Annotated in this window: 23 protein-coding genes; 17 read left to right on the forward strand and 6 right to left on the reverse strand. The window is 37.1% G+C overall.

The window, feature by feature from the left end; genetic code table 11:
• Positions 1–4 precede the first annotated feature (4 nt).
• Positions 5–934 carry an FAD:protein FMN transferase gene (locus H3R21_RS06280; RefSeq protein WP_198183855.1) on the forward strand — a complete coding sequence of 310 codons (930 nt, stop codon included), beginning with the start codon at positions 5–7 and terminating at the stop codon, positions 932–934.
• Positions 935–1037: 103 nt separating this feature from the next.
• Here the strand turns inward: H3R21_RS06280 and H3R21_RS07575 are convergent, their stop codons facing one another.
• Both H3R21_RS07575 and H3R21_RS06290 read right to left on the reverse strand, forming a co-directional pair.
• On the reverse strand, positions 1038–2105 hold the full coding sequence (locus tag H3R21_RS07575) for a C39 family peptidase (protein ID WP_341462977.1): 1068 nt from the start codon (positions 2103–2105) through the stop codon (positions 1038–1040).
• Between the two features lie 146 nt (positions 2106–2251).
• Complete coding sequence (locus tag H3R21_RS06290; protein WP_046305963.1) at positions 2252–2788, reverse strand: CvpA family protein; 537 nt, start codon at positions 2786–2788, stop codon at positions 2252–2254.
• Between the two features lie 157 nt (positions 2789–2945).
• On the opposite strand from H3R21_RS06290, the gene rsmG reads away from it, so the two are divergent.
• From rsmG to H3R21_RS06365, 15 genes are all read left to right on the forward strand, one after another.
• The gene (rsmG, locus tag H3R21_RS06295) at positions 2946–3668 is read left to right on the forward strand and encodes a 16S rRNA (guanine(527)-N(7))-methyltransferase RsmG (RefSeq protein WP_046305969.1); all 723 of its coding nucleotides are present in this window, start codon (positions 2946–2948) and stop codon (positions 3666–3668) included.
• A gap of 15 nt (positions 3669–3683) precedes the next feature.
• Positions 3684–4520: a nucleoid occlusion protein gene (gene noc / locus H3R21_RS06300; protein ID WP_046305971.1), complete on the forward strand. Its 837-nt coding sequence runs from the start codon at positions 3684–3686 to the stop codon at positions 4518–4520.
• Positions 4521–4536: 16 nt separating this feature from the next.
• Complete coding sequence (locus tag H3R21_RS06305; RefSeq protein WP_046306204.1) at positions 4537–5316, forward strand: ParA family protein; 780 nt, start codon at positions 4537–4539, stop codon at positions 5314–5316.
• Entirely contained in the window at positions 5294–6181 is an 888-nt protein-coding gene (locus H3R21_RS06310; RefSeq protein WP_046305973.1) for a ParB/RepB/Spo0J family partition protein, read from the forward strand. The genes H3R21_RS06305 and H3R21_RS06310 overlap by 23 nt, the downstream gene beginning before the upstream one ends.
• Positions 6174–6449, forward strand: coding sequence for a DUF951 domain-containing protein (locus tag H3R21_RS06315; protein WP_046305975.1), 276 nt, complete (start codon positions 6174–6176; stop codon positions 6447–6449). Before H3R21_RS06310 ends, H3R21_RS06315 begins: the two co-directional genes overlap by 8 nt.
• A gap of 24 nt (positions 6450–6473) precedes the next feature.
• On the forward strand, positions 6474–7574 hold the full coding sequence (gene ychF / locus H3R21_RS06320; protein WP_198183857.1) for a redox-regulated ATPase YchF: 1101 nt from the start codon (positions 6474–6476) through the stop codon (positions 7572–7574).
• Positions 7575–7583: 9 nt separating this feature from the next.
• Entirely contained in the window at positions 7584–8366 is a 783-nt protein-coding gene (locus H3R21_RS06325; RefSeq protein WP_046305979.1) for a DUF1129 family protein, read from the forward strand.
• 144 nt (positions 8367–8510) lie between these two features.
• On the forward strand, positions 8511–10235 hold the full coding sequence (locus tag H3R21_RS06330; RefSeq protein ID WP_198183859.1) for an ABC transporter ATP-binding protein: 1725 nt from the start codon (positions 8511–8513) through the stop codon (positions 10233–10235).
• 3 nt (positions 10236–10238) lie between these two features.
• Complete coding sequence (locus tag H3R21_RS06335; RefSeq protein ID WP_198183861.1) at positions 10239–12107, forward strand: ABC transporter ATP-binding protein; 1869 nt, start codon at positions 10239–10241, stop codon at positions 12105–12107.
• 216 nt (positions 12108–12323) lie between these two features.
• Complete coding sequence (locus H3R21_RS06340) at positions 12324–13850, forward strand: ABC transporter permease/substrate-binding protein (protein WP_198183933.1); 1527 nt, start codon at positions 12324–12326, stop codon at positions 13848–13850.
• A 1-nt stretch (position 13851) separates the two neighbouring features.
• Complete coding sequence (locus H3R21_RS06345) at positions 13852–14832, forward strand: ABC transporter ATP-binding protein (RefSeq protein WP_198183863.1); 981 nt, start codon at positions 13852–13854, stop codon at positions 14830–14832.
• Between the two features lie 165 nt (positions 14833–14997).
• Positions 14998–15684, forward strand: a complete 687-nt coding sequence (locus tag H3R21_RS06350) for a response regulator transcription factor (protein WP_046305986.1) — start codon at positions 14998–15000, stop codon at positions 15682–15684.
• A 6-nt stretch (positions 15685–15690) separates the two neighbouring features.
• Positions 15691–16845: a cell wall metabolism sensor histidine kinase WalK gene (locus H3R21_RS06355; protein ID WP_198183865.1), complete on the forward strand. Its 1155-nt coding sequence runs from the start codon at positions 15691–15693 to the stop codon at positions 16843–16845.
• A gap of 43 nt (positions 16846–16888) precedes the next feature.
• Positions 16889–18457: a UDP-N-acetylmuramoyl-L-alanyl-D-glutamate--2,6-diaminopimelate ligase gene (locus H3R21_RS06360; RefSeq protein ID WP_122034203.1), complete on the forward strand. Its 1569-nt coding sequence runs from the start codon at positions 16889–16891 to the stop codon at positions 18455–18457.
• 15 nt (positions 18458–18472) lie between these two features.
• A complete protein-coding gene (locus H3R21_RS06365; protein WP_198183867.1) occupies positions 18473–19219 on the forward strand; it encodes an aspartate/glutamate racemase family protein in 747 nt (248 codons plus the stop codon).
• A 173-nt stretch (positions 19220–19392) separates the two neighbouring features.
• On the opposite strand, the gene H3R21_RS06370 is transcribed toward H3R21_RS06365, so the two are convergent.
• From H3R21_RS06370 to H3R21_RS06385, 4 genes are all read right to left on the reverse strand, one after another.
• A complete protein-coding gene (locus H3R21_RS06370) occupies positions 19393–20196 on the reverse strand; it encodes an ABC transporter ATP-binding protein (protein WP_109715082.1) in 804 nt (267 codons plus the stop codon).
• Positions 20174–21091 (reverse strand): ABC transporter permease, encoded by a 918-nt coding sequence (locus H3R21_RS06375; protein ID WP_109715083.1) that lies wholly within the window; start codon positions 21089–21091, stop codon positions 20174–20176. Before H3R21_RS06375 ends, H3R21_RS06370 begins: the two co-directional genes overlap by 23 nt.
• A 30-nt stretch (positions 21092–21121) precedes the next feature.
• Positions 21122–22093, reverse strand: coding sequence for an ABC transporter substrate-binding protein (locus H3R21_RS06380; protein WP_198183869.1), 972 nt, complete (start codon positions 22091–22093; stop codon positions 21122–21124).
• Positions 22094–22495: 402 nt separating this feature from the next.
• Positions 22496–23467 carry an ABC transporter substrate-binding protein gene (locus tag H3R21_RS06385; protein WP_198183871.1) on the reverse strand — a complete coding sequence of 324 codons (972 nt, stop codon included), beginning with the start codon at positions 23465–23467 and terminating at the stop codon, positions 22496–22498.
• Positions 23468–23939: 472 nt separating this feature from the next.
• On the opposite strand from H3R21_RS06385, the gene H3R21_RS06390 reads away from it, so the two are divergent.
• Entirely contained in the window at positions 23940–26501 is a 2562-nt protein-coding gene (locus H3R21_RS06390; RefSeq protein ID WP_198183873.1) for a sigma 54-interacting transcriptional regulator, read from the forward strand.
• The last annotated feature ends 99 nt before the right edge of the window (positions 26502–26600 follow it).

Genomic DNA, 26600 nt, shown 5'->3' on the forward strand with positions numbered 1-26600 from the left:
CATAATGATTGAAAATTTAACTTTAGAGCAGGCAACAGGGCAGCATCAGGCCTTAGGAACCGCAATTACTTTGCAAATTTTTGGTACAACTGATGATACTTTGATTAATGAAACGTTTGATCTGATTGATCACTACGAAGATTTATTGACTGTAAATCGTGAAAATTCAGAAGTAATGGATATTAATCATGCTGCGGGTAAGGAACCAGTTCAGGTTTCAAGTGCTGTCTATGGTTTGGTTAAGTTAGCGGTTGAACAAAGCCGAGAAAACTTTGGCTTTAATGCATTAATTGGTCCGTTAGTTAAGCTGTGGGCAATTGGCTTTAAGGATGCACATGTTCCAACTGATGAACAAATACAAGAAAAAATGAAATTAATTGATCCATTTAGTGTTGAATTAGATGATGAAAATCAAACAGTCTACTTGAAGAAACCAGGGATGGAACTCGACTTAGGTGGCATTGCTAAGGGCTGGATTGCTGATCGAATTCGTGACTTTTGGCATGCTTACGGCGTCAGAGCTGGCATCATCAATCTGGGTGGTAACATTTTGCTTGTTAATGATTCGCCTAAGCGTACGAGTGGCCAATGGACAGTTGGCATTCAAGATCCTAAGAAGCCACGTGGCAATAACATTTCAACGGTAACAGTTACAGAGTGCTCAGCTGTGACCAGTGGTACTTATGAGCGTTATTTAGTTGTAGATGGTCATAAGTATCATCATTTGATTGATCCAAGAACTGGCTATCCAGTAGAAACTGATTTGGCTGGTATAACTACCTTTACCAAGGACTCAGTTGAAGCCGAAATCGAATGCAAGCGTCTTTTTTTCGCAGGACATCCAATTGAAGGCTGGCATGACAATCCTGATCGAATTGGTGCAGTTTTTGTATATAATGATGAACACGTTGAATATGATAATTTTGATCAGTAGAGATTTAAAACTGCTTTTACGATATTGTAAAAGCAGTTTTTTATTAAGTAACAAAAAAACGAAGCTGAGATTTAACCAGCTTCGTTTTTTAAAATAATTGAATTTATTTAATAGTAATAGCCTTGTGACAGAATTCATGTTGAATTGTTGCTTTTGGAAGCCAAGCAATGGCGCCATGGTCGTAGTTCATGTTCTTGCCACCAGTACCAGCACCATCATGCTTTGAGTAGTATAGAGGGTCATAAACTAGGAATTTACCTTTTTCATAGCCAACAATAACTTTGCAGTGGTTACGTACATTGTCACCAGGCTTTTGGTATGAAGAAAAACCGTAGTAAAGAACAGGCTTTCCACCTTGAACGTACATTCTGATGTCGTCTAAGGTCAATTTCTTGTTAGAAATGTTAATAACATTTTTACCGGTCTTAAAGGTACGAGCATATTTAGCTAAAGCACCTGGGCTGATTACAAAGCCAAAACCGACACCGGTGTAAACATTACCTTTTTGACCACCCTTAGTTGGTTGCATTGGTAAGTTGTCCTGTACTTTCTTTAAGAAACTTGCAGTAATCTTTTGACCTTGTGAGCCAAGTAGCATTGACATTGAAGCCCCCGCACAGCCCCAAGGTGTTTTAACTGGAACGTATTGGCTGACATATGGAGCCTTAACAATTTTAGCTTGGTTAGGTGTTGCGACAGCATTTTTGTTAATGTAGCCAATTGCTGGTTTGCCTTTTTGGCTGATCCAGTAGTATTTTTTACCGTTGTGGGTAAAAGTTTTGCTGACATTAAAAGTCTTGTGGAAGTATTTTGAGCTAGATTTTTTGTTCTCAAAATTGCCTTGATAAATGCCGTAGTTCTTCTTAACAATTGCTACTTTGAAAGTCTTAACCTTTTTATTTGAAGCAGTTGTTGTTTGCTCCTTATTCGTGGTCGAAGGCGCTTTTGTCTGATCAGATGAAGATGGCGTCTTTGTTTGATCAGTTTTACTTGATTGTTCAGTTTGACTAGGTTGCTGTGTTTGAGTTGTTTGACTGCTTTGAGGTGTTTGTGATTGAGCCTCATCAGCAGCGCTAACAACTGAAACGATACTTGAGCTTGCGATCGGAGCAGCAAGCAAGATTGCAGCAGAAAGTGTCTTTATTTTTTTAAGCACTGATTTTTTATCCACTTTTTTCCTCCAAAATTTCATATATTATTGTTAAATAATCTTACCAAAACTAGTTTACTACAATCACCAATTAATTTGTCATATTTTTAGATGAAAAAAATAACAAAAAAAGCAATCGTAGTTGCTTTTTCATTTGTTTGACTTTTTTATGCAGCTGTCCGACTAATACTAAAAATATAGTTGAACATACCGTTAGATAGGCCTGGTGTACTATAAATTATAAAACGTAAAAATGATGAATTAAGTGTTTGTTGAATAAACCATGGATTTTGCAAAGCATTGAGCATCGACAAAATTATATAGACGAAAAAATAGCTAGCAAAAAATTGAGCGGTCGCGCCTAAAACACCATCTAAAAGAGTACCAAAACTGGTTGAGTGTGGCTTTTTGCTTGGGAACCACCCTTTAACAATTTTGATTAACCATTTACCAACAAATAAAATGATGAAAAAGGCTAAGAATCGAAAAATCATTAAATTGGTGCTAGTGGTCAAACTGGCTTGAATGTTTTGACCAGTAATTTGGCTGTAGAGCCAATTGCCAACAGGATTTTGAAATAAGATTGCAGCGATGAAAACAACCGCTGCAAAAATTAAATTAATAACTAATTTGGTAAAACCGGTTTGGTATCCCTTATATGTTTTTAGGGCCAAATAGACTAAAACAATTAAAGTAACAATCATAATGATCTCCTTTGACGATATTATAGCGTATTTTGCTGATTTAGACTTTGACGGCAGTCAAAAAATATTTCATAATTAATAAGATATAATGGCTTTACAATAAGCCGCTTTTAGCGTTAAATTTATAGGGTGTGAAACAAGGTTTCACGGGTGAAAAATGAATCCTGAACAATTTGTCCAAGAATTATCAAAGCGTAATTTTAAATTAAATGAAAAGCAAATCAACCAATTTAACCAATACTTTACTAGTTTGATTGAAGCTAATCAGCATGTTAACCTCACACGAATTACTGAAGAAAATGATGTTTATCTTAAGCACTTTTTTGACAGTATTACGCCACTACTCATGTTTGATGAACTTTTTAAATCGGGCAGCAATTTATGTGATATCGGTGCTGGCGCGGGTTTTCCATCAATTCCGCTCAAAATTATAAAACCAGAAATCAAAGTCACTATTGTCGATTCACTAGGTAAGCGACTAACTTTTTTGCAAGAACTTGTTGATAAGTTAGATTTGAAGGATGTAACACTTGTTCATGGTCGCGCCGAGGATGTCGGTCAAAACAAGCAATACCGTGAACAGTTTGATCTTGTAACTGCACGTGCAGTTGCCAATATGGCGGTATTGAGTGAATATTGCTTACCACTAGTCAAAAAAGGTGGTAGTTTCATTGCACTTAAGGGACCTAAAGCTGATGATGAGTTGAAAGATAGTCAAAAGGCAATCACAACTCTTGGTGGCAAGGTCAGTGAGGCTGAAGAACTGCAATTACCTTATAGTGACGAAGAAAGAACGCTGATTCTTGTTCAAAAAGTCAAAATGACACCTAAGAAATATCCACGACAAGCGGGAACACCGCATCGTAAACCAATTCATTAATAGGGGGACAATCATATGTCATTATTTTCTTCTTTAAGACATCACGATGAAATTCCTAAAGATAAACAAATTCAAGATATTGAATTAACTAAAATCGTGCCCAATTCTTATCAACCAAGACGTGAGTTTTCCGATGAATCAATTCGTGAATTAGCAACGACGCTTGATAAGGAAGGATTGCTACAACCGATCGTGGTTCGCGAACAAGGCGAGCAATACGAAATCATTGCAGGTGAGCGTCGCTTTCGTGCTGCTAAGCAATTAGGTTGGGAAACAATTCCTGCAATTGTTAACAATATGGAGGAAGCTCAGGCAGCATCATTAGCGCTGATTGAGAACTTACAAAGAGAGAATTTAAATCCAATCGATGAGGCGCAAGCATATAATAATTTAATGAAGCTAAATAATTTGACGCAAACAGCTCTTGCGCAAAATATTGGTAAGTCTCAATCATATGTTGCCAATAAGATGAGATTGCTGAAGCTATCACCTAAAGTTCAAAGCTATCTTGCCAGTGGACAAATTTCGCCACGACATGGTCGTTGTCTAGTAGGCTTAAGCCAAAAGGACCAAGGGCGTGTTTTAGATGAAATCTTGGACAATAATCTTAATGTTAGTGATACAGAAAAGATTGTCAAAGACGTTGCTGGCTACTTTGAAAATAAAAAAGAGCAGGACAAGGCAGAAAAAACAAAGCGCGCTGTCAGCCGAATACCTAAGGACATGCAGGTCCAAATTAACACAATTAAGCGTGCAGTTAAGTTAGCTAAAGAATCTGGCATCAAAGTTAAAGTCAAGGAAAACAATGATCCTGATGATTATATGATTACGATTGAATTAAAGAGAAAGTAGGTTGCACATGGAAAATATGGTAAGTGTAATTTCAGTTGCTAACCAAAAGGGTGGTGTTGGTAAAACAACCACCACGATTAATTTGGCGGCTTCGATTGCAGAACGTGGCTACCGCGTTTTAATTGTCGATATTGATCCACAGGGGAATGCAACTTCTGGCTTAGGAATTGAAAAATCGGAAATTGATCAAGATATTTACAGTGTGTTGATTAACGATGTTCCACTCAAAGACACAATTTTCCATACTTCGACTGATAAGCTGGATTTGGTGCCAGCCACCATTAATCTTTCAGGAGCAGAAACGGAATTGATTAGCATGATGGCACGTGAAACTCGACTCAAGTCAGCGCTTGATACGGTTAGTGGCGATTATGATTTCATTTTTATTGATTGTCCACCTTCTTTAGGACAATTATCAATTAATGCCTTTACAGCTTCAAATTCAATTTTAATTCCAGTTCAAAGTGAGTATTATGCAATGGAAGGATTAAGCCAGTTGCTCAATACCATTCGCCTAGTTCAAAAGCACTTCAATAAGGATTTAGGTGTTGAGGGTGTATTGCTGACCATGCTGGATGCACGTACTAATTTGGGTGCAGAAGTTGTTAAAGAGGTTAAGTCGTATTTCACAGATAAGGTTTATAAAACTATTATTCCCAGGATAACTAAACTAGCAGAAGCTCCAAGTTACGGCGAAGCAATTACAGAATACGCACCTAATTCAAGAGGTGCCAAGGTATACGATGATTTAGCTAAGGAGGTGTTGAAGAATCATGGAAAGAGAATCAAAAAATAAAGAAATGAAGCGAAAAGGCGGTCTTGGTCGTGGGATTGAAGCTCTATTTGAAGATGAGCCACAGATTGAAGAAACTGAAGAAGAAATCAAGGAACTTGATCTAGGCGATATGAGACCCAATCCGTATCAACCACGTAAGAGTTTTGATGATAAAACTCTGAAAGAATTATCGGATTCAATTAAGGAAAATGGCGTTTTTCAACCAATTATTGTTCGTAAGTCTGTTAATGGTTATGAGATTATTGCAGGTGAGCGCCGTTTCCGTGCTTCCAAATTAGCCAAGAAAACAACAATTCCAGCAATTGTACGTGAGTTCACCGAAAGCCAAATGATGGAAGTGGCTGTTCTTGAAAACTTGCAACGTGAAGATTTGACACCGCTAGAAGAAGCGCAAGCCTATGAAATGCTGCAAAAGAATTTAGGTTTAACACAGGAAGAAGTTTCAAAACGGATGGGCAAATCACGTCCATATATTGCCAACTATCTGCGTTTACTTACTTTGCCTAGCAAAACCAAGCACCTTCTGCAGCATGGTGACCTTTCAATGGGTCAGGCTAGAACACTGTTAGGGCTAAAAAACAAAGATAAAATTGATGAGGTTGCCAAGCAAGTAGTTAAAGAGGGGATGCCTGTTCGTAAGGTAGAAGCCCTGGTAGCTAGTCTTAACGCAAAGAAACCTCATAAGAAAATGACCAAGAAGTCAGCCTTTATTCGGGAAAGTGAGCATCAATTATCTGATAAGCTAGGTTCCAAAGTTAATATTTCCGAAAGCAAAAAAGGTAACGGCCGTTTATCAATTGGATTCTCCTCAGTTGATGAGCTGAACAGAATTCTCGATATCTTGGGTGTTGATCTTGATGAATAAGACGATCAGTTATAACTTGGCAGACACAGTTTTAATGAAAAAACCGCACGCCTGCAAAGTAAATGAATGGGAAATTTTGCGTTTGGGCGCTGACATTCGTTTAAAGTGTATGGGTTGTGGCCACATTGTAATGATGCCGAGATCAAAGTTTGATCATAATCTCAAAAAAGTTTTAACTAAGGCAAATGATCCTGTAAATGAGAAAAACGAATTCTTTGTACCAAAGGAAAATATTGTCCAACCAAATTTTAATCAAGATAATAATTAATTTAGAAAAAAGAAGAGGATAAAGATGTCATTAACTGCTGGTATTGTTGGATTGCCAAACGTTGGGAAGTCAACCTTATTTAACGCAATTACTAAGGCGGGGGCCGAAATGGCTAACTACCCATTCGCCACGATTGAACCAAATGTAGGGATGGTCGAAGTACCTGATAAGCGTTTGGCACGAATTCAGGAATTAGTACCTGCGAAAAAAATTGTTCACACGACTTTTGAATTTACTGATATTGCAGGCTTGGTTAAGGGTGCGTCAAAAGGTGAAGGGCTTGGTAACAAGTTCTTAGAGAATATTCGTCAAACAGATGCGATTGTTCATGTGGTACGTGCCTTTGAAGATGACAACATTACCTCTGTAACTGGTAAGGTGGATCCAGAAGAGGATATCAATACCATTAACTTGGAATTGGCAATTTCCGATTTGGATGCAGTTAACCGTAGAATTGACAAGGTAAAGAAGCTTGCACAACAAAAAGATAAGGAAGCTAAAGTTGAACTTGCTGTTTTGGAAAAAATCAAGCCAGTTTTAGAAGAAGGCAAGGCTGTACGCTCAATTAACTTCAACGAAGAGGAGCAAAAAATTGTTAAAGGCTTGTTCTTATTGACAGCTAAGCCAGTTATCTATGTTGCCAATGTTGCTGAAGATTCTATGGCTGATCCCGAAAGTGACCAATACTTCCAAATCGTTAAAAAGCATGCAGAAAGCGAAAATGCTGAGTGCTTAGGAATTTCGGCTGCTACTGAAGAAGAAATAGCCGGACTTGATGATGATGAAAAAGCTGAATTTTTAGAGGCTGAAGGTGTCAGTGAGTCAGGACTGGACCGCTTAATCAGAGCAGCATATCACATCTTAGGACTTAGAACTTTCTTCACAGCTGGTGGATCAGAAACACGTGCTTGGACTTTCCATGAAGGCATGAAAGCTCCACAAGTTGCTGGTGTAATTCACTCAGATTTTGAACGCGGCTTTATCCGCGCTGAAGTTGTCTCATTTGCTGACTTAGACAAATATGAAACAATGCAAAAAGTTAAAGAAGCTGGTAAGCTGCGCCTTGAAGGAAAAGACTACGAAGTCCAAGACGGCGACATTATTGAATTTAGATTTAATGTTTAGGAAGAGATAATGGCTGAAAAGAAAACTGAAGAAGAAGTAAAAATAGATACGAATAAGCAAGAAAAGCTGAAAGAAAAAGTTGAGAGTCAAAATAAAGACGACGAAGTGAAGGAAATGAATCCGGAGCAACTGCGTAAGCAATTGAGTAATAAAAACTCGGATTATATTTATCGTTTGCAAAAAGAACTTGAAACCCAAGGCAAAATGAGTGCTGAAGATGCAGATAAACGTGTTGATGATTTATTGGCTGACCTAGTTGTTGCTCAACGTCATGGCCAGCCAGCTTCTACTTTTTATGGCATGGCACCAAAGCTCAAGGCAGCTGATATGTTAAAGCCAAAGAAAAAGACTGCAGCTGATATCCCATTTTGGCAATATGCAGTAGATAGTGCACTCTTATATATTGCATTATTTGTTGGTATTTTTGGTGTTATTGCACTCTTTACGCCAAACTCAAAGAATAATTCGCAAATGGGAATTTTGTCGCTGGTTCTTGTAGGTGGTGTAATGGGCGTCTTCATGACCAAATATAATGAATGGGTTTTGCCTTCAGCTGGAAAGAACAGAAAAATTCCTTGGTCAAAATTGATTTGGGGCTTTATTCTGATGCTGGTGATTCTGTTTGCCTGCTTCTGGGTATTGGCAATTCCAGCATTAAGAATTATTAATCCTGTTTTGTCTGGAGTAGCTAACATTATTATTGCAGCTGCGGCATACGGAATCCGTTGGGTATTCCGTCGACACTTCCAAATAATTGGTTCAGTTTTTAATCCGGCGACAACAAACAAATAGGTGCTTTTTATAAAAAAAAGGCCTATAATTAATGACTATATATTTTAAGAAGGATAAATAGCTTTTTAAGTCTATTTATCCTTTTAAATTAAAATTTGCACTTCGAGAAATAGCTATTTTCCCGTGGATAGAAAGAGGTACTTAATGATTAATACACTGCGTAAATCAATTAGGCAGTATAAGAAGCAATCTTTGCTGTCCCCACTTTTTGTTATTTGTGAGGTTATCATTGAAATGCTGATACCATATCTAGTTGGTATTTTAATTGATAATGGAATCATGAAGGGGAATATGTCATATATCATGAAAACAGGTTTACTGTTGTTCGTGATCACAATTGTGTCACTTGTTTTAGGTGCATGTGCGAGCTATTTCTCTGCTCACGCTGCAGCAGGGTTTGCTGCTAATCTGCGAAAAGATATGTTTTACCATGTTCAAGATTTTTCGTTTGAAAACATTGATAAATTTTCCAGTTCCAGTCTTGTAACTAGAATGACGACAGACGTTAACAACATTCAAATGGCATATCAAATGCTGATCAGAATTGCTGTTAGAGCACCAATGATGTTGATTGTTTCAATCATTATGTCTATAATTATCAGTCCTAGATTGTCATTAATCTTTGTCATTATTGCTCCTGTTTTTGTGATTATCATGGCGCTCATTATTAAAAGCGCTAATCCATATTTCCCTAAAATTTTTAGAGGCTACGATCAGATGAACCAGGTGGTTCGTGAAAACATCCGTGGTATTCGTGAAGTTAAGACATATGTTCAAGAAGATGAGCAAACGACTAAGTTTAAGAAGTCGTCTGGCTTTATTTACAAGCTATTTTCAACAGCACAAAAAATCATGTCACTTAACTCAATGGTTGTGATAGCTGTTTTAAATATTTCAAACTTAGCAATTTGCTGGTTTGGTGCAAAGGAAATCGTTGGTGGTACTCTACAAGCTGGTCAATTGATTTCAATGTTCTCATATTCAAACTCCGTTTTAAACAGTCTGAATATTTTAGCAATGATCATTACTCAGCTTGTCGTTTCAGCTGCTAGTGGTCGAAGAATTGCCGAAGTAATTAATGAAAAGCCATCCATTGAAAATCCACTTAAGCCATTAAAAGAAGTGACTAATGGTGAAGTCATCTTTGATCACGTTAACTTTAAGTATAATCCAGATGACAAAAATTTCGCTTTATGCGATATAAATTTAAAAATCAAACCTGGAGAAACGTTGGGTATCATTGGTAAAACTGGTTCATCAAAATCAACTTTAGTTTCAATGATTCCGCGTTTATATGATACGGACTCGGGTGCAGTTCGCGTTTCTGGACACAACGTTAAATCCTATAACTTAAAGACTTTACGTGACAATGTTGCGGTTGTTTTGCAAAATAACGTGTTATTCTCTGGCACAATTAAGGACAATCTGAAATGGGGAAATGAGAATGCAACTGACGACCAAATTTTAGCTGCTTCAAAGATTGCTCATGCAGATGACTTTATTCAAGAAATGCCTGATAAATACAACACAATGGTTGAACAAGGCGGTAACAACGTTTCTGGTGGACAAAAACAAAGAATTACTATTGCCAGAGCACTTTTGAAGAAACCGAAAATTTTAATTTTGGACGACTCGACTTCGGCTGTTGATACGCAAACGGAACGTGAAATTCGTGAATCTTTAGCACAAGAAATGCCTGATACGACTAAAATTATCATTTCCCAACGAATTGTTTCAATTAAGGATGCAGATCGAATTATCGTAATGGATGATGGAAACATTCAAGATATTGGTAACCATGATGAGTTGATGAAACGTAACGATCTGTATAGCTCAATTGCTAAATTCCAAGAAGAACAAAAGAAGTAGGTGATGAATTTGGATAAAGCAGTGACAAATAAAAATGCAGAAATGAAGGGGCAGCGAACTACTACCTTATTTAGATTATTGAAGTTAATCGCAAATACTAGTCCTTGGATGCTTATTACATCTATCATCGCCATTATTTTGTCGGCAGGGGCTAACATAATTGGATCACTATTTATTGAGCGGTTAATTAATGTTTATATCATCCCTCTAACTAAACAAGCACATCCAAATTTTGGTCCACTTTGGCAAGCAATTGTGGTAATGTTTGGTTTTTATGCAATTGGTTTTATTTCTAGTTACCTGTTTGCCGTTTTAATGGCAGTTTTAGCTCAAAAAGTTCAGTATCGGGTACGTAATGAAATGTTTGAGCACATGGAAAAACTGCCAATTTTATATTTTGATGAAAATGACTATGGCGATATCATGAGTCGTTATACAAACGATATTGATACATTAATGCAAATGATTTCCCAGTCAATTCCGCAATTTATGAACTCAACTTTAAACATTGTCTTCGCGTTAGTGGCAATGTTTACTTTAAGCTGGCAGTTAACAATTTTTACTTTAGTAATGTTTGTGCTCTCACTGGGAATTGTGCGTTTCCTAACTTCTCGTTCATCGCACTACTTCCAATTGCAACAAAAAGAACTTGGGCAAGTTAACGGCTATAACGAAGAAATGCTTAATGGACTGAAAGTTATCAAGGTCTTCAGTCATGAGCCAGAAGTTGAAGAGGAGTTTGAAACTTACAATCATGCCCTAGAAAATGCAGCTGGTAAGGCAAATACATACGCTACTGTCTTGTTCCCCATTATGGGTAACATGGGTAACTTACTTTATGTTTTAATTGCAGTTATTGGTGGTGCCGTTTCACTTAACCACCTCGCACCAATTTCATTGGGTGTGATTGGTGCCTTCTTGCAGCTAGCAAAACAGTTCTCAATGCCAATTGCACAAATTTCGCAACAATTAAACTCAATCGTAATGGCTTTGGCTGGTGCTAAACGAATTTTTGATTTGGAAGATGAACCGGTTGAAACTGATGATGGTGATGTAACTATCACTAAGGACCGCGACGTTAAGGGTGCATGGCACTGGAATGTTCCTCAAAAAGATGGATCTGTTAAGCAAGTAACTGTCAAAGGTCACATTGTATTTGACAATGTTAACTTTGGCTACTCACCAAATAAACAAATTTTGTATAATATTTCTCTTGATGCAAAACCAGGAATGAAAGTTGCACTTGTTGGTGAAACCGGAGCGGGTAAAACAACTATTTCCAATATGATTAATCGGTTTTATGAGATTAATTCAGGAACAATTACCTACGATGGCATTCCAATTAGCAGAATCAAGAAGGATGACTTGCGTCATTCACTATCAATTGTTTTGCAGGAAACTCACCTGTTTACCGGAACTGTAATGGATAACATCAGATTTGGTAATATGGAAGCAAGTGATGATGATGTTTACCAAGCAGCGCATTTATCGCATGCTGATGAATTCATCCATAATCTAGATGAAGGCTATAAGACTGTAATTGATGGTAATGGTGGAGATCTTTCTCAAGGTCAAATGCAGTTACTAAGTATTGCACGAGCAATGATTGCTGATGAGCCAGTAATGATTCTGGATGAAGCAACTTCAAGCATTGATACTCAAACTGAGAAACTTGTTCAAGCCGGAATGGATAACCTTTTGGCTGGACGAACTAGTTTTGTAATTGCACACCGGTTATCGACAATTGTTAACTCTGACTTGATTCTGGTTCTCGACCATGGTCACATTATTGAAGCTGGTAATCATCAAGAACTATTGAAAGAAAAAGGCTATTACTACGAGTTATATACTGGTAAAAAGGAAATCGAATAGTCTTAAATTAAGAAATCCTAATCTCTTATTAGAAGAGGTTGGGATTTTTTGTGTGCTCATAAAAAGCGCTCAAATAAAGGAAATACCGCAAAGCAGATGTTTGGCTTAGAACACTTGTTTGTGTTACCATTATACAAAGATAAAATTATAATGATAGGTTAAAAATACTATATTCAGCAATTAGCGTGGATGTAGGTAAATAAAAGGAAATTAGTGATGAACCAAATACTTCAAATTCTGAGCGAACGTAGGGGCGATTTGTGGGTAGCACTCTTACAGCACTTACAAATTTCGCTTGTTTCGCTATTGTTGGCGATGGTAATTGCCATGCCGCTTGCTTTTTGGGCAACGAAACACAAAAAAGCAGCGGAATTTCTCTTACAGGTGACTAGTATTTTACAAACGATTCCTTCGCTAGCCCTTTTAGGATTATTAATTCCACTTGTTGGAATTGGCACTATTCCAGCAGTGATTGCTCTTGTTGTCTACGCATTACTGCCAATTTTTCAAAACACTTATATCGGCCTAACTGGAATTGATCCGGCATTAGAAGAAGCTGCAAATGCCTTCGGCATGTCAAGGATGCAGAAGTTATGCAAGGTTGAGATACCGCTAGCTTTACCAACAATTATTTCTGGTATTCGAACTGCACTGGTGTTAATTGTTGGAACGGCGACAATGGCTGCATTAATTGGTGCGGGTGGTCTAGGTAGTTTTATTTTGCTGGGAATAGATCGTAATAACACTGCTTTGATTATTATTGGCGCGGTTTGTTCAGGTGCACTGGCAATTTGCTTGAGCGCACTAATTAAATGGCTTGAGCATGCATCTGTGAAAAAGGCTTTAGGCGTTTTTGCAGTTTGTCTGTTTTTCCTAGCAGGCTCAGGTATTTATCAGGCTGTGGAGAATCACACGGAAACAATTACTATTGCAGGTAAACTTGGTTCAGAGCCAGAAATATTGATTAATATGTATAAGGAATTAATTGAAGATGGCGATGCACACGTTAAAGTTGTTTTGAAGCCGAATTTTGGTAAGACTACTTTTTTATATAGTGCACTTAAAAATAATAAAATTGATATTTATCCAGAATTTACCGGGACAATCTTAGAGACTTTTGCTAAAAAGCCAATTTCAACTTCCGGGCTTGACGAACAGCAAACTTATCAAAAAGCTCGGCAATTAATGAAGCAGCAAGACAAGTTAGCTTTGTTAAAGCCAATGGCGTACGACAATACTTATGCGTTAGCAGTAAAAACCTCATTTATGAACAAATATCATCTGCATAAAATCAGCGATTTGGCACCAATTCAGTTCCAATTAAAAGGTGGAATGACGATGGAATTCATTGATCGTAGTGATGGTTTTAAAGGAATTAAAAAGCGCTATGATCTTGACTTTCCGGTTAAATCAATGGAACCAGCACTACGTTACCAAGCAATTCAACAAAATAAGGTCAATATTGTCGATGCTTATTCCACTGACAGTGAGCTACGGCAATATCATTTGAGTATTCTGCGGGATGATAAACATAATTTTCCTATTTATCAGGGTGCGCCTTTAATGAGCTTGGATTTTGCCAATAACCATCCCAAGATTGTTCAAAGCCTAAACAAGCTTGCCGGTAAGATTACTGAAAAAGAAATGCAGGAAATGAACTACGAAGTTAATGTAAAAAACGTTGATCCTGGCAAAGTTGCGCACCAATATTTGGTCAAGCATCATTTGATTAAGGAGAATTAAGATGACGGCAGCAATAAAATTTGAGCATGTAAAAAAATCTTTTGCCGATAAGTTAGTAATTAATGACCTTAATCTGGAAATTAAGCAGGGTGAATTGTTCGTCTTAGTTGGAAACTCAGGTAGTGGTAAAACAACAACAATTAAGATGATTAACCGATTGGAAGACCCTACGACCGGACAAGTACTGGTAAATGAGCAACCAACTACTTCATATGATTTACAGAAATTGCGTTGGAATATTGGTTATGTTTTACAACAAATTGCATTATTTCCGAATATGACCGTTGCTCAAAACATCTCGCTAATTCCAGAAATTAAGGGCGAATGTCGGCCCAAGGATAAGAAGCAGGAAAAGAAAACTGAACAATTGTTAACCGAAGTAGGACTCGATCCTAAAAGCTATTCTTCTCGCTATCCTAGTGAATTATCTGGTGGAGAGCAACAACGAATAGGCATTTTACGTGCGATTGCTTCTCAGCCGCCAATTGTTTTAATGGACGAACCGTTTAGTGCGCTTGATCCATTATCTCGAACTAATTTACAAGACTTAGTTATCGACCTACATGAAAATCTACATAACACAATTGTGTTTGTCACCCATGATATGAGCGAGGCACTTAAAATAGCAGATCGAATTGGAATCATGAAAGATGGTGAGCTGCTCCAAGTGGGTGAGCCCAATGAAATCTTGCGTCATCCGGCTAATCAATTCGTCCAAGACTTTTTCCGTGGCAGCTTGGGTAAGGATATCTACGAAACGCCTGTAAGGCAAGCAATCTTCTTCAATCGACTGGCTGAAGATCATGGACAAGAAAGCGAGCAGCTTCCAACAATCAGCGTTGATGAAAAGTTGGCTAAAGTGCTCAGCCTTTTATGTAATGCCGAAAAAGTTGCGGTTCAGGATCATGATGGTAAATTTATTGGCTTTCTTGACCGGCAATGGGTAATTAAATACTTGAATGGAATAAATGATTTTAGCTAAAAGTTGGGCCAAGTGCCCAGCTTTTTTAACAAAAAGATAAGTTATGTGTGAATGCTAGGTGATTGTAACAAAATTAGCTAAAATATGAATTATAGAGTCTGCTACACTATAAGTGGTAGAGATTATTCGCAATAATTAATAAATGAAAAGAAGGGACAAAGCCCTATGAAAATTTTGGTAGTCGATGACGATAAAGAAATTGTTGAATTATTGAGTATTTATCTAAAGAATGAAGGTTATACTCCGGTTATAGCATATAGTGGTAAAGAAGCTATCACTAAATTAACTACTACACCTGATATTTCGTTAATGATTTTGGACGTAATGATGCCAAGTATGAGCGGAATTGATGTAATTAAAGAAGTTCGAAAGGACTCTGATATTCCAATTATTATTGTGTCAGCTAAAACCGGCGACATGGATAAAATTCAAGGCCTAATTACTGGTGCTGATGACTACGTTTCAAAGCCATTTAATCCGCTTGAAGTAATGGCTCGGGTACGTTCACTTTTACGTCGGAGTCAAAAGCAAGTTAAGGATGATGAACCAGATGTTTTGGAAATCGGGCCGCTAGTTATTAACCGTGATTCACACGAAGTAAAAACAATTGATGGCAAAGATATTCAGTTAACAGCATTGGAATTTGGCATTTTGTATTTACTTGCTAGTCACCCAAATCGTGTTTTTTCTGCTGACGAAATTTTCGAACGAGTATGGCAACAGGAATCTATTGTCTCGGCCAAGACTGTAATGGTCCACGTTTCGCATTTGCGTGACAAAATCCAGAAAGCTACTGGCGGCGAAGACGTTATCCAGACTGTCTGGGGTGTAGGTTATAAGGTTGAGGCCTAAATAAAAATGAATAAAGAACATGTCAAGTTAACAGCTACGGAAAAAAGTGAACTGTTTGCTGAAGGCGTGATTACAATTGTGCTACTCTTGTTGCTCAATTTATCCATTGTTATTTTGATTAATTTGACGATTTTGCAAAATAAGAACTTAGTAAACGGTATTTATTTTTTGAAAAAAACAATTACGTTTGCTGGAGGCCGACACCTATGGTCCTGGCAAAATACGTTTTTAGTCATGATGGGCGTCGGCGATTTGATTGTCTTATATTGGCGTTTAATTAGACGTTATCATCAAATGCAGTTGCGCCATGTTATTTCAGAGCTGCACTATATTGCTCAAGGTCACTTTGACCATACTATTTCGTTTAAAGTAAAAACCGATTTACAGAAGGTGATTGATTCAATCAATTCTTTAGTTGACAGTACTGTAAATGCAATTAATGAAGAAAGGGCAATTGAGCAATCAAAAGATGAATTAATTAGCAACGTCTCACATGATATTAGGACGCCATTAACATCAATTATCGGTTATCTCGGCTTGCTTAAATCTGGTGTAGACGATCCTGAAGAACAGCAACGCTACCTTAACATTGCGTATTCTAAAGCAGAACAAATGAAGTCACTTGCACATGATTTGCTTGAATATACAACGCTAAAATCTACTAATACTAGTTTAAACCTGACTTCCCTGCATATTTTTTCAATGCTTGAACAGGTAGCGGCTGGTTTTGAATTTGAAGCAGATGAAAAAGGGGTTGTTTTTAACATTGAAACAAGACCCAAAGACTTGACGATTCAAGCTGACCCAGAAAAATTAGTGCGTGTGTATAATAATTTGATTACTAATGCCTTGAAATATGGTACCGGTGCTACCCAAATAAACTTGATTGCCAATTTAGTTAATAATAATGAGGTTGAATTGCGAGTAGAAAATAACGGTGAGCGCATTCCAAAGGACTCTTTAAAGAAAATCTTTGAGCGTTTTTATCGTATGGAAGGCTCGCGGAATACTCAAACTGGAGGAACTGGACTTGGCTTAGCTATTACCAAGAGCATAGTCGACTTGCACCATGGCAAGATTCGCTGTGAATCCGACGATAAGTGGACACGTTTTATCATTTGTTTGCCATTAGACCCAAAGAACACAAAATCTCTAGCCTAGCTGTGTTATAATTTTGACTAGATAACAAATAGAGGGGTATAGCATGAGTATTTCTTTAAATACCTGTATTTTAATATTAAAAGAACATCACTTACTTAAATCGAGCGCAGTTCAAGATACTGTTATGACCAAAATGGAATATGTGTCATACGATTCACGTGATATTAAAACCAACACCTTGTTTTTCTGTAAAGGTGCCGGTTTTAGACCAACTTATTTATCAATGGCAAAAGATAATGGTGCTAATTGTTATGTGGCTGAACAGCCCTACCCAGAAGGTAAAGGGATGCACGCACTGATTGTTCGCGATGTTTCAAAGGCAATGGCATTGCTATCTGCGGCATTTTTCCGTTTTCCACAAGATGATTTGTATGTAATTGCAATTACTGGAACTAAGGGCAAGACAACAACCTCTTACTTTTTAAAGGGGATGCTAGATCAAGTTAATGGTGGACGTACTGCATTAATTTCTTCTGTTAACAATGTCGTTGGTCAAAAGCCAGAAGATACTTTTAAGTCGAGTTTAACTACACCGGAGTCGCTTGATTTGTTCCGTGATATGCGTGAAGCAGTTGATAACGGAATGACTCATTTGGTAATGGAAGTTTCTAGTCAGGCTTATAAGCGTAACCGTGTCTTTGGCTTAACTTATGATTTAGGCTTCTTTTTGAACATTTCGCCTGATCATATTGGACCAAATGAACACCCAAACTTTGCGGATTATCTGCATTGTAAGTTACAGCTGTTGGTTAATGCGCGCAAGTGTATTATCAATGCGCAAACAGCCCACTTTGATGAAGTCTACGCAGCAGCTACAACGACAACAGATCCCGATAGTATTTACTTATTTGCGGATGAAAAGTTCACCAATCCGAGCTTAAAGCAAACAATTGACTTCCGCTTTTCTACGGAAGAACTTGATATGGCTCGTACGAAGTTCCAAGTTCTTTGTGTTAGTGACAAGGCAAAGCAGCTTAAGATAGCTGGTGATTATCAGTTGAAGATGCTTGGTGATTTTAACGAGTCCAACGGAACTGCAGCAGTTATTGGTGCAGGCTTGGCAGGTATGGAACATGATCCTGCTGCCAAAGGTATAAGTCAAGTATCTGTTCCCGGAAGAATGCAAACTGAAGTTACTAAGGATCATGGTGTGGTAGTTGTTGACTATGCTCATAATGAAGCATCAATGATGGCTTTAATGGGCTTCATGCAACGCGAATTTGATAATCCAAAAATCATAGTGGTAGTCGGTGCACCTGGTGATAAGGGGATTTCCCGACGTCCGGGTTTTAGTAAGAGCTTGAATGCATATGCTGACAAGGCCTTTTTGACAACTGATGATCCAGGCTTTGAAGATCCAATGGAGATCTGCCAGGAAATTGACGCGGGAATTGACCACTCTAAAGTTGATGTCACAATCGAATTAGATCGACAAAAAGCAATTTATGATGCAATTAGTATGTCAAAAAATGGTGACGTCGTTCTAATCTGTGGTAAGGGTGAAGATGGCTTCCAAAAGGTTCGCGGAGTTAATACACCTTACCCTTCTGATATCAATGTAGCCCAGCAAATGATTAATGAGCTGGAAGGACAGAACGAGCACTTTAAATAGTGAGAAAAGCGCAATATGAGAAACTTTTTTACAATTCTCGGTGGTATGGGGACGATTGCGACAGAAAGTCTTGCAAGGCAGCTTAACCACCGAATTAAAATCACTAAAGACCAAGACTATTTAAATTATGTTTTGGTTAATGACGCCCAAGTACCTGATCGAACAGCTTATATTAAAGACCATTCTAAAACAAACTTTTTCATTAATCTGCGTGAGGATGTTTTACAACAGGCGCAATTAGGTCCAGATTTCTTTATCATGCCATGTAATACAGCACACTATTTTTATGATGACCTTGCTAGTCTAACTGATGTTCCTTTTTTGCATATGATGCGGATTGCAGTGCACCGATTTGTTGAAGAATATCCTAATGAACAGAAAATTGGTGTAATTGCGACTGAGGGATCAATTTATGACCATTTATATGTTGATGAAATTACGGCAGTTGGCCGTCAGGCAGAACTAGGTGGGCCTGAGATTCAGCCGATGGTTACTGAACTGATTTATACTAATATCAAGCAAAAGGGTATAGTGGATGCAGAATTATATCATAGTATTTTGCGTAAGATGCATGATGAATACGGCTGTAATGTTATTTTGTTAGGCTGTACTGAACTTTCCTTAGCCCAAGAAAAAGCTCCTAATCATCCTTATAAAGTGATTGATCCTCAATCAATCATTGCTGATGTAGCGATTGAGTTAGAATTGAAAATTCGTGCGGGGATGGATCCTAAAGAAGCTGTAAAGAAGTACTTATATTAAAAAAGTTTCACTTGCTATTGTGAGTGAAACTTTTTTTAGTATGTAATTGATATTTTGGTTATTAGAAGACAAAAAATATTGCGGGGGAGAAAGATGATTGCAATCATTTTTTTGATTTGAAACAAAAATAAAAGCTCTGAAAGTATTATTCCAGAGCTTTTATTTTAGAATTTTTATACTAGTAACATAGCATCGTCTTCAACTTCAGCACCAACTTGCTTTTGGAATAATTCCATTAACTTAGGCACTGTTAAGCTTTGCTTTTCTTCACCTGCTAAGTTAACTGCAACTTTTCCTTGATGCAACATAATTAGTCGATTACCGTAGCGAATAGCGTCTTCCATGTTGTGTGTAACCATGAAAGCAGTTAGCTTTTGGTCATTAATTAGCTTTTCGGTTAATTCCATTACTGTGATTGAGGTCTTGGGATCAAGAGCAGCAGTGTGCTCATCAAGTAAAATTAAATCTGGTCGTTGCAATGTGGCCATTAATAATGTAATTGCTTGACGTTGACCACCTGATAATAAACCAATTTCTGTATCCAAACGGTTTTCAAGGTTAAGTCCTAACTGAGCGAGTTGTTTTTTGAAGAACTTGCGATCTTGCTTTTTAACTCCCGGACGAAAGCCACGTCTTTGTCCACGTTTCATTGCCAAGGCTAAGTTTTCTTCTACAGTCAATCTTACTGCTGTTCCCATTTTAGGGTCTTGAAAAACTCGGCTTATATTTTTAGCACGCTTGGTAACAGGCAATTTGGTAATATCAGTTCCGTTTAAAATGATTTGTCCTTCTTGCACCGGAATGGTTCCAGCAATACTGTTTAGTAAAGTGGATTTACCAGCACCATTACTACCGATAATGGTAACAAAATCACCAGCCTCTAAATCTAAATTAACGCCGCGCAGCACTCTGTTTTCATTAACGGTGCCACTTTCAAAAGTTTGGTGTAAATTTTTAATCTTTAGTACTTCTGGCATGATTTTTTCCTCCCTTTAGATTACGCGGTAAATGGAAATTAGGTAATACAAGACAAACAACTAGAACTAAGGCAGAAGCCAATTTGGCATCTGCAGGTTCAACGTTCATCTGGAAAACTAGCGCTAAAATCAAGCGGTAAATAATTGCACCCAAGACTAAAGTTAGTAAACGTCCCCAGATTGGCAAGTTGCGTACAAGAACTTCTGCGATAATGATTGAAGCTAAACCGATAACTAGGGTACCTACACCAGAGTTTAAGTCTGCAAAACCATTATTTTGGGCAAGTAACGCACCGGAAAGAGCAATACAACCGTTAGAAATCATGTAACCTAAAATCTTCATTTGTTCAGTTTTGATACCATTTGCGGCACTCATTTGTGGATTATCACCAGTTGCACGCATTGCTAAACCAATTTCAGTTCTGAAGAAAATTACAAGTAAAGCTATTACTAGTAGGGCAATGATTAATCCCATAACGATAACTGCATTATTTCTGGATAAGCCCCATTTTTGCGCGATTGAGAAAATTGTTTCTTTACCTAAGAGAGAAACATTAGCGGCATTTTGCATGACTCTTGAAGTAATCGAGTACAAACCAGTCATTGTGATGATTCCGGCCAATAACGACGGAATTCGTAATTTAGTATTTAAAACTCCTGTCACTAGTCCTGCAATTAAGCCACCGCCAAAAGCTGCTAGTGTAGCTATAAAAGGATTAACACCTTTAACTAGACACATTGTGGCGATTGCTCCGCCCAAGGGAAAACTGCCTTCTGCGGTCATATCGGCCAAGTCAAGAATCCGAAAAGTTAAGTATACGCCAATGGCCATTAGTGACCAAAGCAATCCTTGTGAGGATGCTGAGAGAAGTAATTCCCAAAAAGTATTTAACATTGTTCTACATTCACGCTACCTTTCTGCTATTTATTTAGGGGCTTTAATGGAATTAGGATCAATTCCAAGTGCCTTAGCCATCTTTTTGTTAACAACTAATTGTAATTTTTCTGCTTTTTCAACTGGCATATCAGCAGGTTTAGCTTTACCATCTAAAATTTTAGCGGCCATTTTTCCTGTTTGTTCGCCAAGTGATTCATAGTCGATACCGATTGAAGCTAAACCACCAGTTTTAACTTGGTCAGTTGAGCCGGCAACCAACGGAATTTTCTTTTCTTTAACAACTTTACCAATGATTGAAGCCGCTGAAGCAAAAGTATTGTCAGTTGGAACATAGATGCCTTGAACTTTTCCTGCCAAAGTTTCAGTTACTTGTTGAACGTCATTAGTTGTATTAGCTGTTTTAACTACTACTTTTACACCAGCTTTTTTAAGAGCCTTGATTGCTAAATCTGCCTGAATCTTTGAATTTGATTCACCAGCATTGTACATAACACCAATTGTTTTAGCTTTTGGAACAATTGATAAAAGCAATTTAATTTGCTTGTCAATTGAAACCATGTCGGTTGTACCAGTAATATTTCTGCCTGGTTTTGCGTTTGAATCAACTAACTTAGCAGCTTTTAAATCCGTTACGGCAGTGACAACTACTGGGATATCTTGAGTTGAGTTAGCCACACTTTGTGCTGCTGGAGTTGCTATTCCAAGAATTAAGTCTGACTTCTCGTTCACAAGTTTTTCACTCATACTCTTTAAGTTGTCTTGACTATTTTGAGCGTTTTGGTAGTCAATCTTAAGGTTTTTACCTTCAACGTAACCACCTTTTTTTAGACCCTTTTTAAATCCAGCATATGCTTTGTCAAGGGATGGGTGCTGTACAACTTGCAAAATCCCCACATGCTTAACTTCTGAACTGTTATCAGCTTTTTTATTATTGCTGCATCCACCCAATAAGAGTAATCCGGCTAAACTTAGCCCTGCCATTAATTTTTTGATCTGCATTTTGCAATCCTCCATAAAAAAATACCCACTTACTTCTAAGTGGGTATCACAAAAATTATTTTGTAATTTTAATAGTTGCGCCTAGCCACTTAAAAGTTATGTGGCTAACCGTAAACAAATCGCTCTAGCCATCATAGATAAATTCAAACTTGCGTTTTGTTTGAACCCACCTTGATGAATTCAAACACTATCTAAAGTAGCTAAAGTAATAACGGTTATTCAGTTGTGAATTTTGACAAATATTCATTATCAAATACCTCCAACCTTGATGAAAAAATTATAGGAAAAAAAGAAGAGAAAGTCAAGTTTTGTAATGGTTGTATCTGGAAATAGGGAAGGAGGATGTTTTAGCTGAATAAAAAAGGTCGCCGATATCGGCGACCAGAATTATATTTCTTACAGTTATTTAGGTGCTTTGATTGACTTAGGATCAATACCAAGCGCCTTAGCCATTTTCTTGTTGACAACTAGCTTCATGTCATGAGCTTTTTCAACCGGCATATCAGCTGGTTTAGCTTTACCTACTAAAATTTTAGCAGCCATTTTCCCAGTTTGTTCGCCAAGTAATTCGTAATCAATTCCGATTGAAGCAAGTCCACCAGTTTTAACCTGATCAACTGAACTTGCCACTAGTGGCACTTTCTTTTCTTTAACAACTTTACCAACAACTTCTGCAGCGGAATCGAAAGTATTGTCGGTAGGAACGAAAATACCGTCAACTTTTGAAGCTAAAGTTTCAGTTACTTGTTGAACATCGTTAGTTGAATTAGCTGTCTTAATTAAAACTTTGACTCCTGCTTTTTTTAGGACAGCTGTAGCTAGATCTGCTTGAATTTTTGAATTTGACTCCCCGGCATTGTACATAATACCGACTGTTTTAGCCTTGGGAACAATTGATAGAAGTAGCTTAATCTGTCTCTCGATTGAAACCATATCAGTGGTCCCAGTAACATTTTTACCAGGTTTAGCATCGGACTTAACTAGCTTAGCTGCCTTTAAGTCGGTGACTGCGGTAACCACAATTGGGATATCTTGACTAGCATTTGCCAAACTTTGTGCTGCTGGAGTTGCTATTCCAAGAATTAAGTCTGACTTCTCGTTCACAAGTTTTTCACTCATACTCTTCAGATTATCTTGATTATTCTGTGCATTCTGGTAATCAATCTTAAGATTTTTACCTTCGACATAGCCTTCTTCCTTTAACCCTTTTTTAAAGCCCTTGTATGCTTTGTCTAAAGAAGGGTGTTGAACGACTTGTAAAACACCAACATGTTTTACATTTGAACTATTATCAGCTTTTTTATTATTGCTGCAGCCTCCTAATAATAGTAATCCAGCTAAACTTAATCCTGCCATTAATTTTTTGATTTGCATTTTGCAATCCCCCATAAAAAATACCCACTTATTTCTAAGTGGGTATCATTAACTGATCTGTAAATTAATTAATTATTAGTACTATTTTGCTCTAATAATTAGCCACTTAGAAACCTATGTGACTAATTACACTCAAAAAGCTATAGCCATCATAGATAAATTCAAACTTTTCAGTCTAAATTCATCTAGATGAACTTAGACCTTATCTATAGTAGCTATAGTAATAACGGTTATTCTGCTGTAATTGCTGATTAGAAATCATCAAATTACCTCCAAACCTTTAATATTTTTAGCATAAAGTATTAATAAAAATGTGTCAAATGAATCTAAATATATGCGGCAGTGCAAAAGGCTTATTAATTAGTGTTTTCGCCTAGGAAAAACATTTTTCAAAATTTCTTTAGTTTTTTGCAATGGAAAGCGCTATTATTTATAACTATAACAGGTAGTTAAGTTGAGGGAGTTTGAAATAATGGGTACTGCTAAGAACCGAGTCCTAAGACAAATTGATAATTTGCCCACTAATGCAGCAATTGGCACTAGTGAGTTAGCTGATGAGTTGGATTTATCAAGATCAGTTGTAAGCCATTATCTTAATCAATTGGTTAAGGATGGTAAAGTAAAAAAGATTGATGAGCGTCCTGTAAAGTGGACTAAAGTTTCAGAAAAAGTTACAAAAAATCCACCTGAGTTTGACGACATTATTGGAAATCATGGCTCACTAGAAAAAGTGCTTGAGCAGGTAAGTGCAGCAGTAACTTATCCACCAAACGGGTTGGATGTGCTAATTACTGGCAATTCGGGAACAGGAAAAAGCTATCTGGCGAGCAAAATTTTTACATACGCTAAAAAAGAAGGTGCTATCACAGAAAAAGCACCCTATGTTGTTCTAAACTGTGCTAATTATGCTAATAATCCAGAGTTGATATCCAGTATGTTATTTGGCTATGTTAAAGGTGCATATACAGGAGCTGATAACGAAAAAGAAGGTTTATTAAAGCAAGCAGACGGTGGGTATCTTTTTTTAGATGAAGTTCATCGCTTGAGCAATGAAAATCAAGAGAAATTATTCAGTTTTATAGACACAGGACAATTTTATAAAGTTGGTGATAATGTTCATCCCGTAAGTGCAAGTGTCCGTCTAGTGATGGCAACTACAGAGAAGCCAGAGCAAGTTTTGCTCCCAACTTTTTTACGTAGAATACCAGTAAGAGTGGATTTGCCTGATTTTATCGATCGGCCAGTTGATGAGCGCTTGGAATTAATTAGTTCGCTTTTCTATGTAGAAGCTCAAAAAATCGATAAACAAATAATAGTTGATAAGCGAGTCGTTTCATCGCTTGTTCAGCTCAACCACTCAGGAAATATTGGCTATTTAAAAAACATTATCAAGGTTTCATGTGCTGCTGCTTATCATGATGAGCAAGATGCTGATGTCATTACTTTGGCATTAAAGAATTTACGGACCAATTCTTTACCACTTTTTAAAGATTATGGTCAGATTAAGGTAGGTAAAGGCAACAAAGGAATTTATACAAAAAACTTCAGTCTAGCCAACGAATTGGCAAGTATTAACGATTCGTTAAATGAGCTAGCTTCTAACTATTCTACGAAAAATTTAAATAATTGCCTGTTAGAAATTCAAGCAATTAATAAGTTTCTTACTGACGATGAATTGGTATCAGGGTTACATGTACAGCATCGTTATTTGTTTAAAAAAATCATTGAAAAACAATATGGTTTGAATAAAACTCATTATCTTGAACCAATTATCTACGTTCTTTATGAGCATCACTTTAAGCCCGATTGTAACTTAGAGGATCTTAAAGAAGCTATTAGAGAGCATTTACCGCGATCATTGCATGTGTCATATAAGTTTTATGAACAGTTATCCGTTTTAGATAAAGAAAGTCAAAATGGATTGATTTTGATTTTGGCAATCTTATTGAGTGATCATGTGGATGAAAACATCCAATTGCGTGGTCTGATGGTTGCGCACGGGGAGAGTACTGCTACGAGCATTCAAAGCGTTATTAATTCACTTTGTGGTAATTATGTGTTTGATGCAATTGATATGCCAATTGATGCTGATATCAAATTAATCATTAATGAAGCTAACAAGTTAATTGCCAGTTTTAACACAACAAATGGGTTTATTTTAATGGTCGATATGGGCTCTTTAAGTCAACTTTATGCAAAAATTAGCTCTCAATTAGATGGCGATCTACTGGTCGTTAACAACCTAACGACATTAACGGCACTTGATTTAGCATTGAAAATGAAGCAAAACTTGCCATTCAAACAAATTGCTGAAAAAGCAGATAAAGACTATGGCATTAGTGTGAAGTATTATGAAGGCTTTTCACAATCACTAAATATTTTAGTTTCATGTATTTCTGGCTTGGGAATTGCCGAAAAAATTAGCGAAATTATGAGACAGTATTTGCCTAATAATATTAAGGTCATCCCACTTGGCTATAACGCATTAAAGGAAAAAATTGAAGAAAAGAAATGGTCATACTTTAAGCAGACACTATTCGTATTAACAACAATTGACATTACAGATGAAGTTGAATTTAACTTCATGAATCTATACGATATCTTGGATTCAAGCGGGGAAAACAAGCTCAAGAAGTGGCTCTCTCCATATTTAAGTCCTGAGCAGTTGGACAGTTTTAATAATGAATTGTTACGTTTCTTTTCAAAAGAGGGAATTTCAGAACGACTGAGTTTTTTAAATCCTGACGTTGTCTTAAGTGAGGTTGAAACAATTAATAAAAAATACGAAGACTTTTATAATTTAAAACTGGACGGCAAGGTCAAGCTGAATCTTTATATGCACATTGCTTTAATGATTGAACGATTGATGATGCACAATGAAGGTAAAGTTGAGGTTGAACCATCTTCGAAAAAAGAAAGTGCATTTTTTAAAATTACTAAGAGTATCTTTCAACCAATTGAATTGAAATATAATATTAAAGTTTCAACATACGAAATGTCATTGCTATATGAGCTGTTTAGACAGTTTATCTAAGAGTGTTTAAAAGCGTAAAAAGAAGTGTTTAATTTTTAAACACTTCTTTTTTTGTGTTGCTATTTCAAGCTTTGTTTAACCTGGCATAGATCTTGCTAA

The organism is Lactobacillus sp. W8172 (genome assembly GCF_016102055.1).
Lineage (GTDB): Bacteria > Bacillota > Bacilli > Lactobacillales > Lactobacillaceae > Lactobacillus > Lactobacillus apis_A.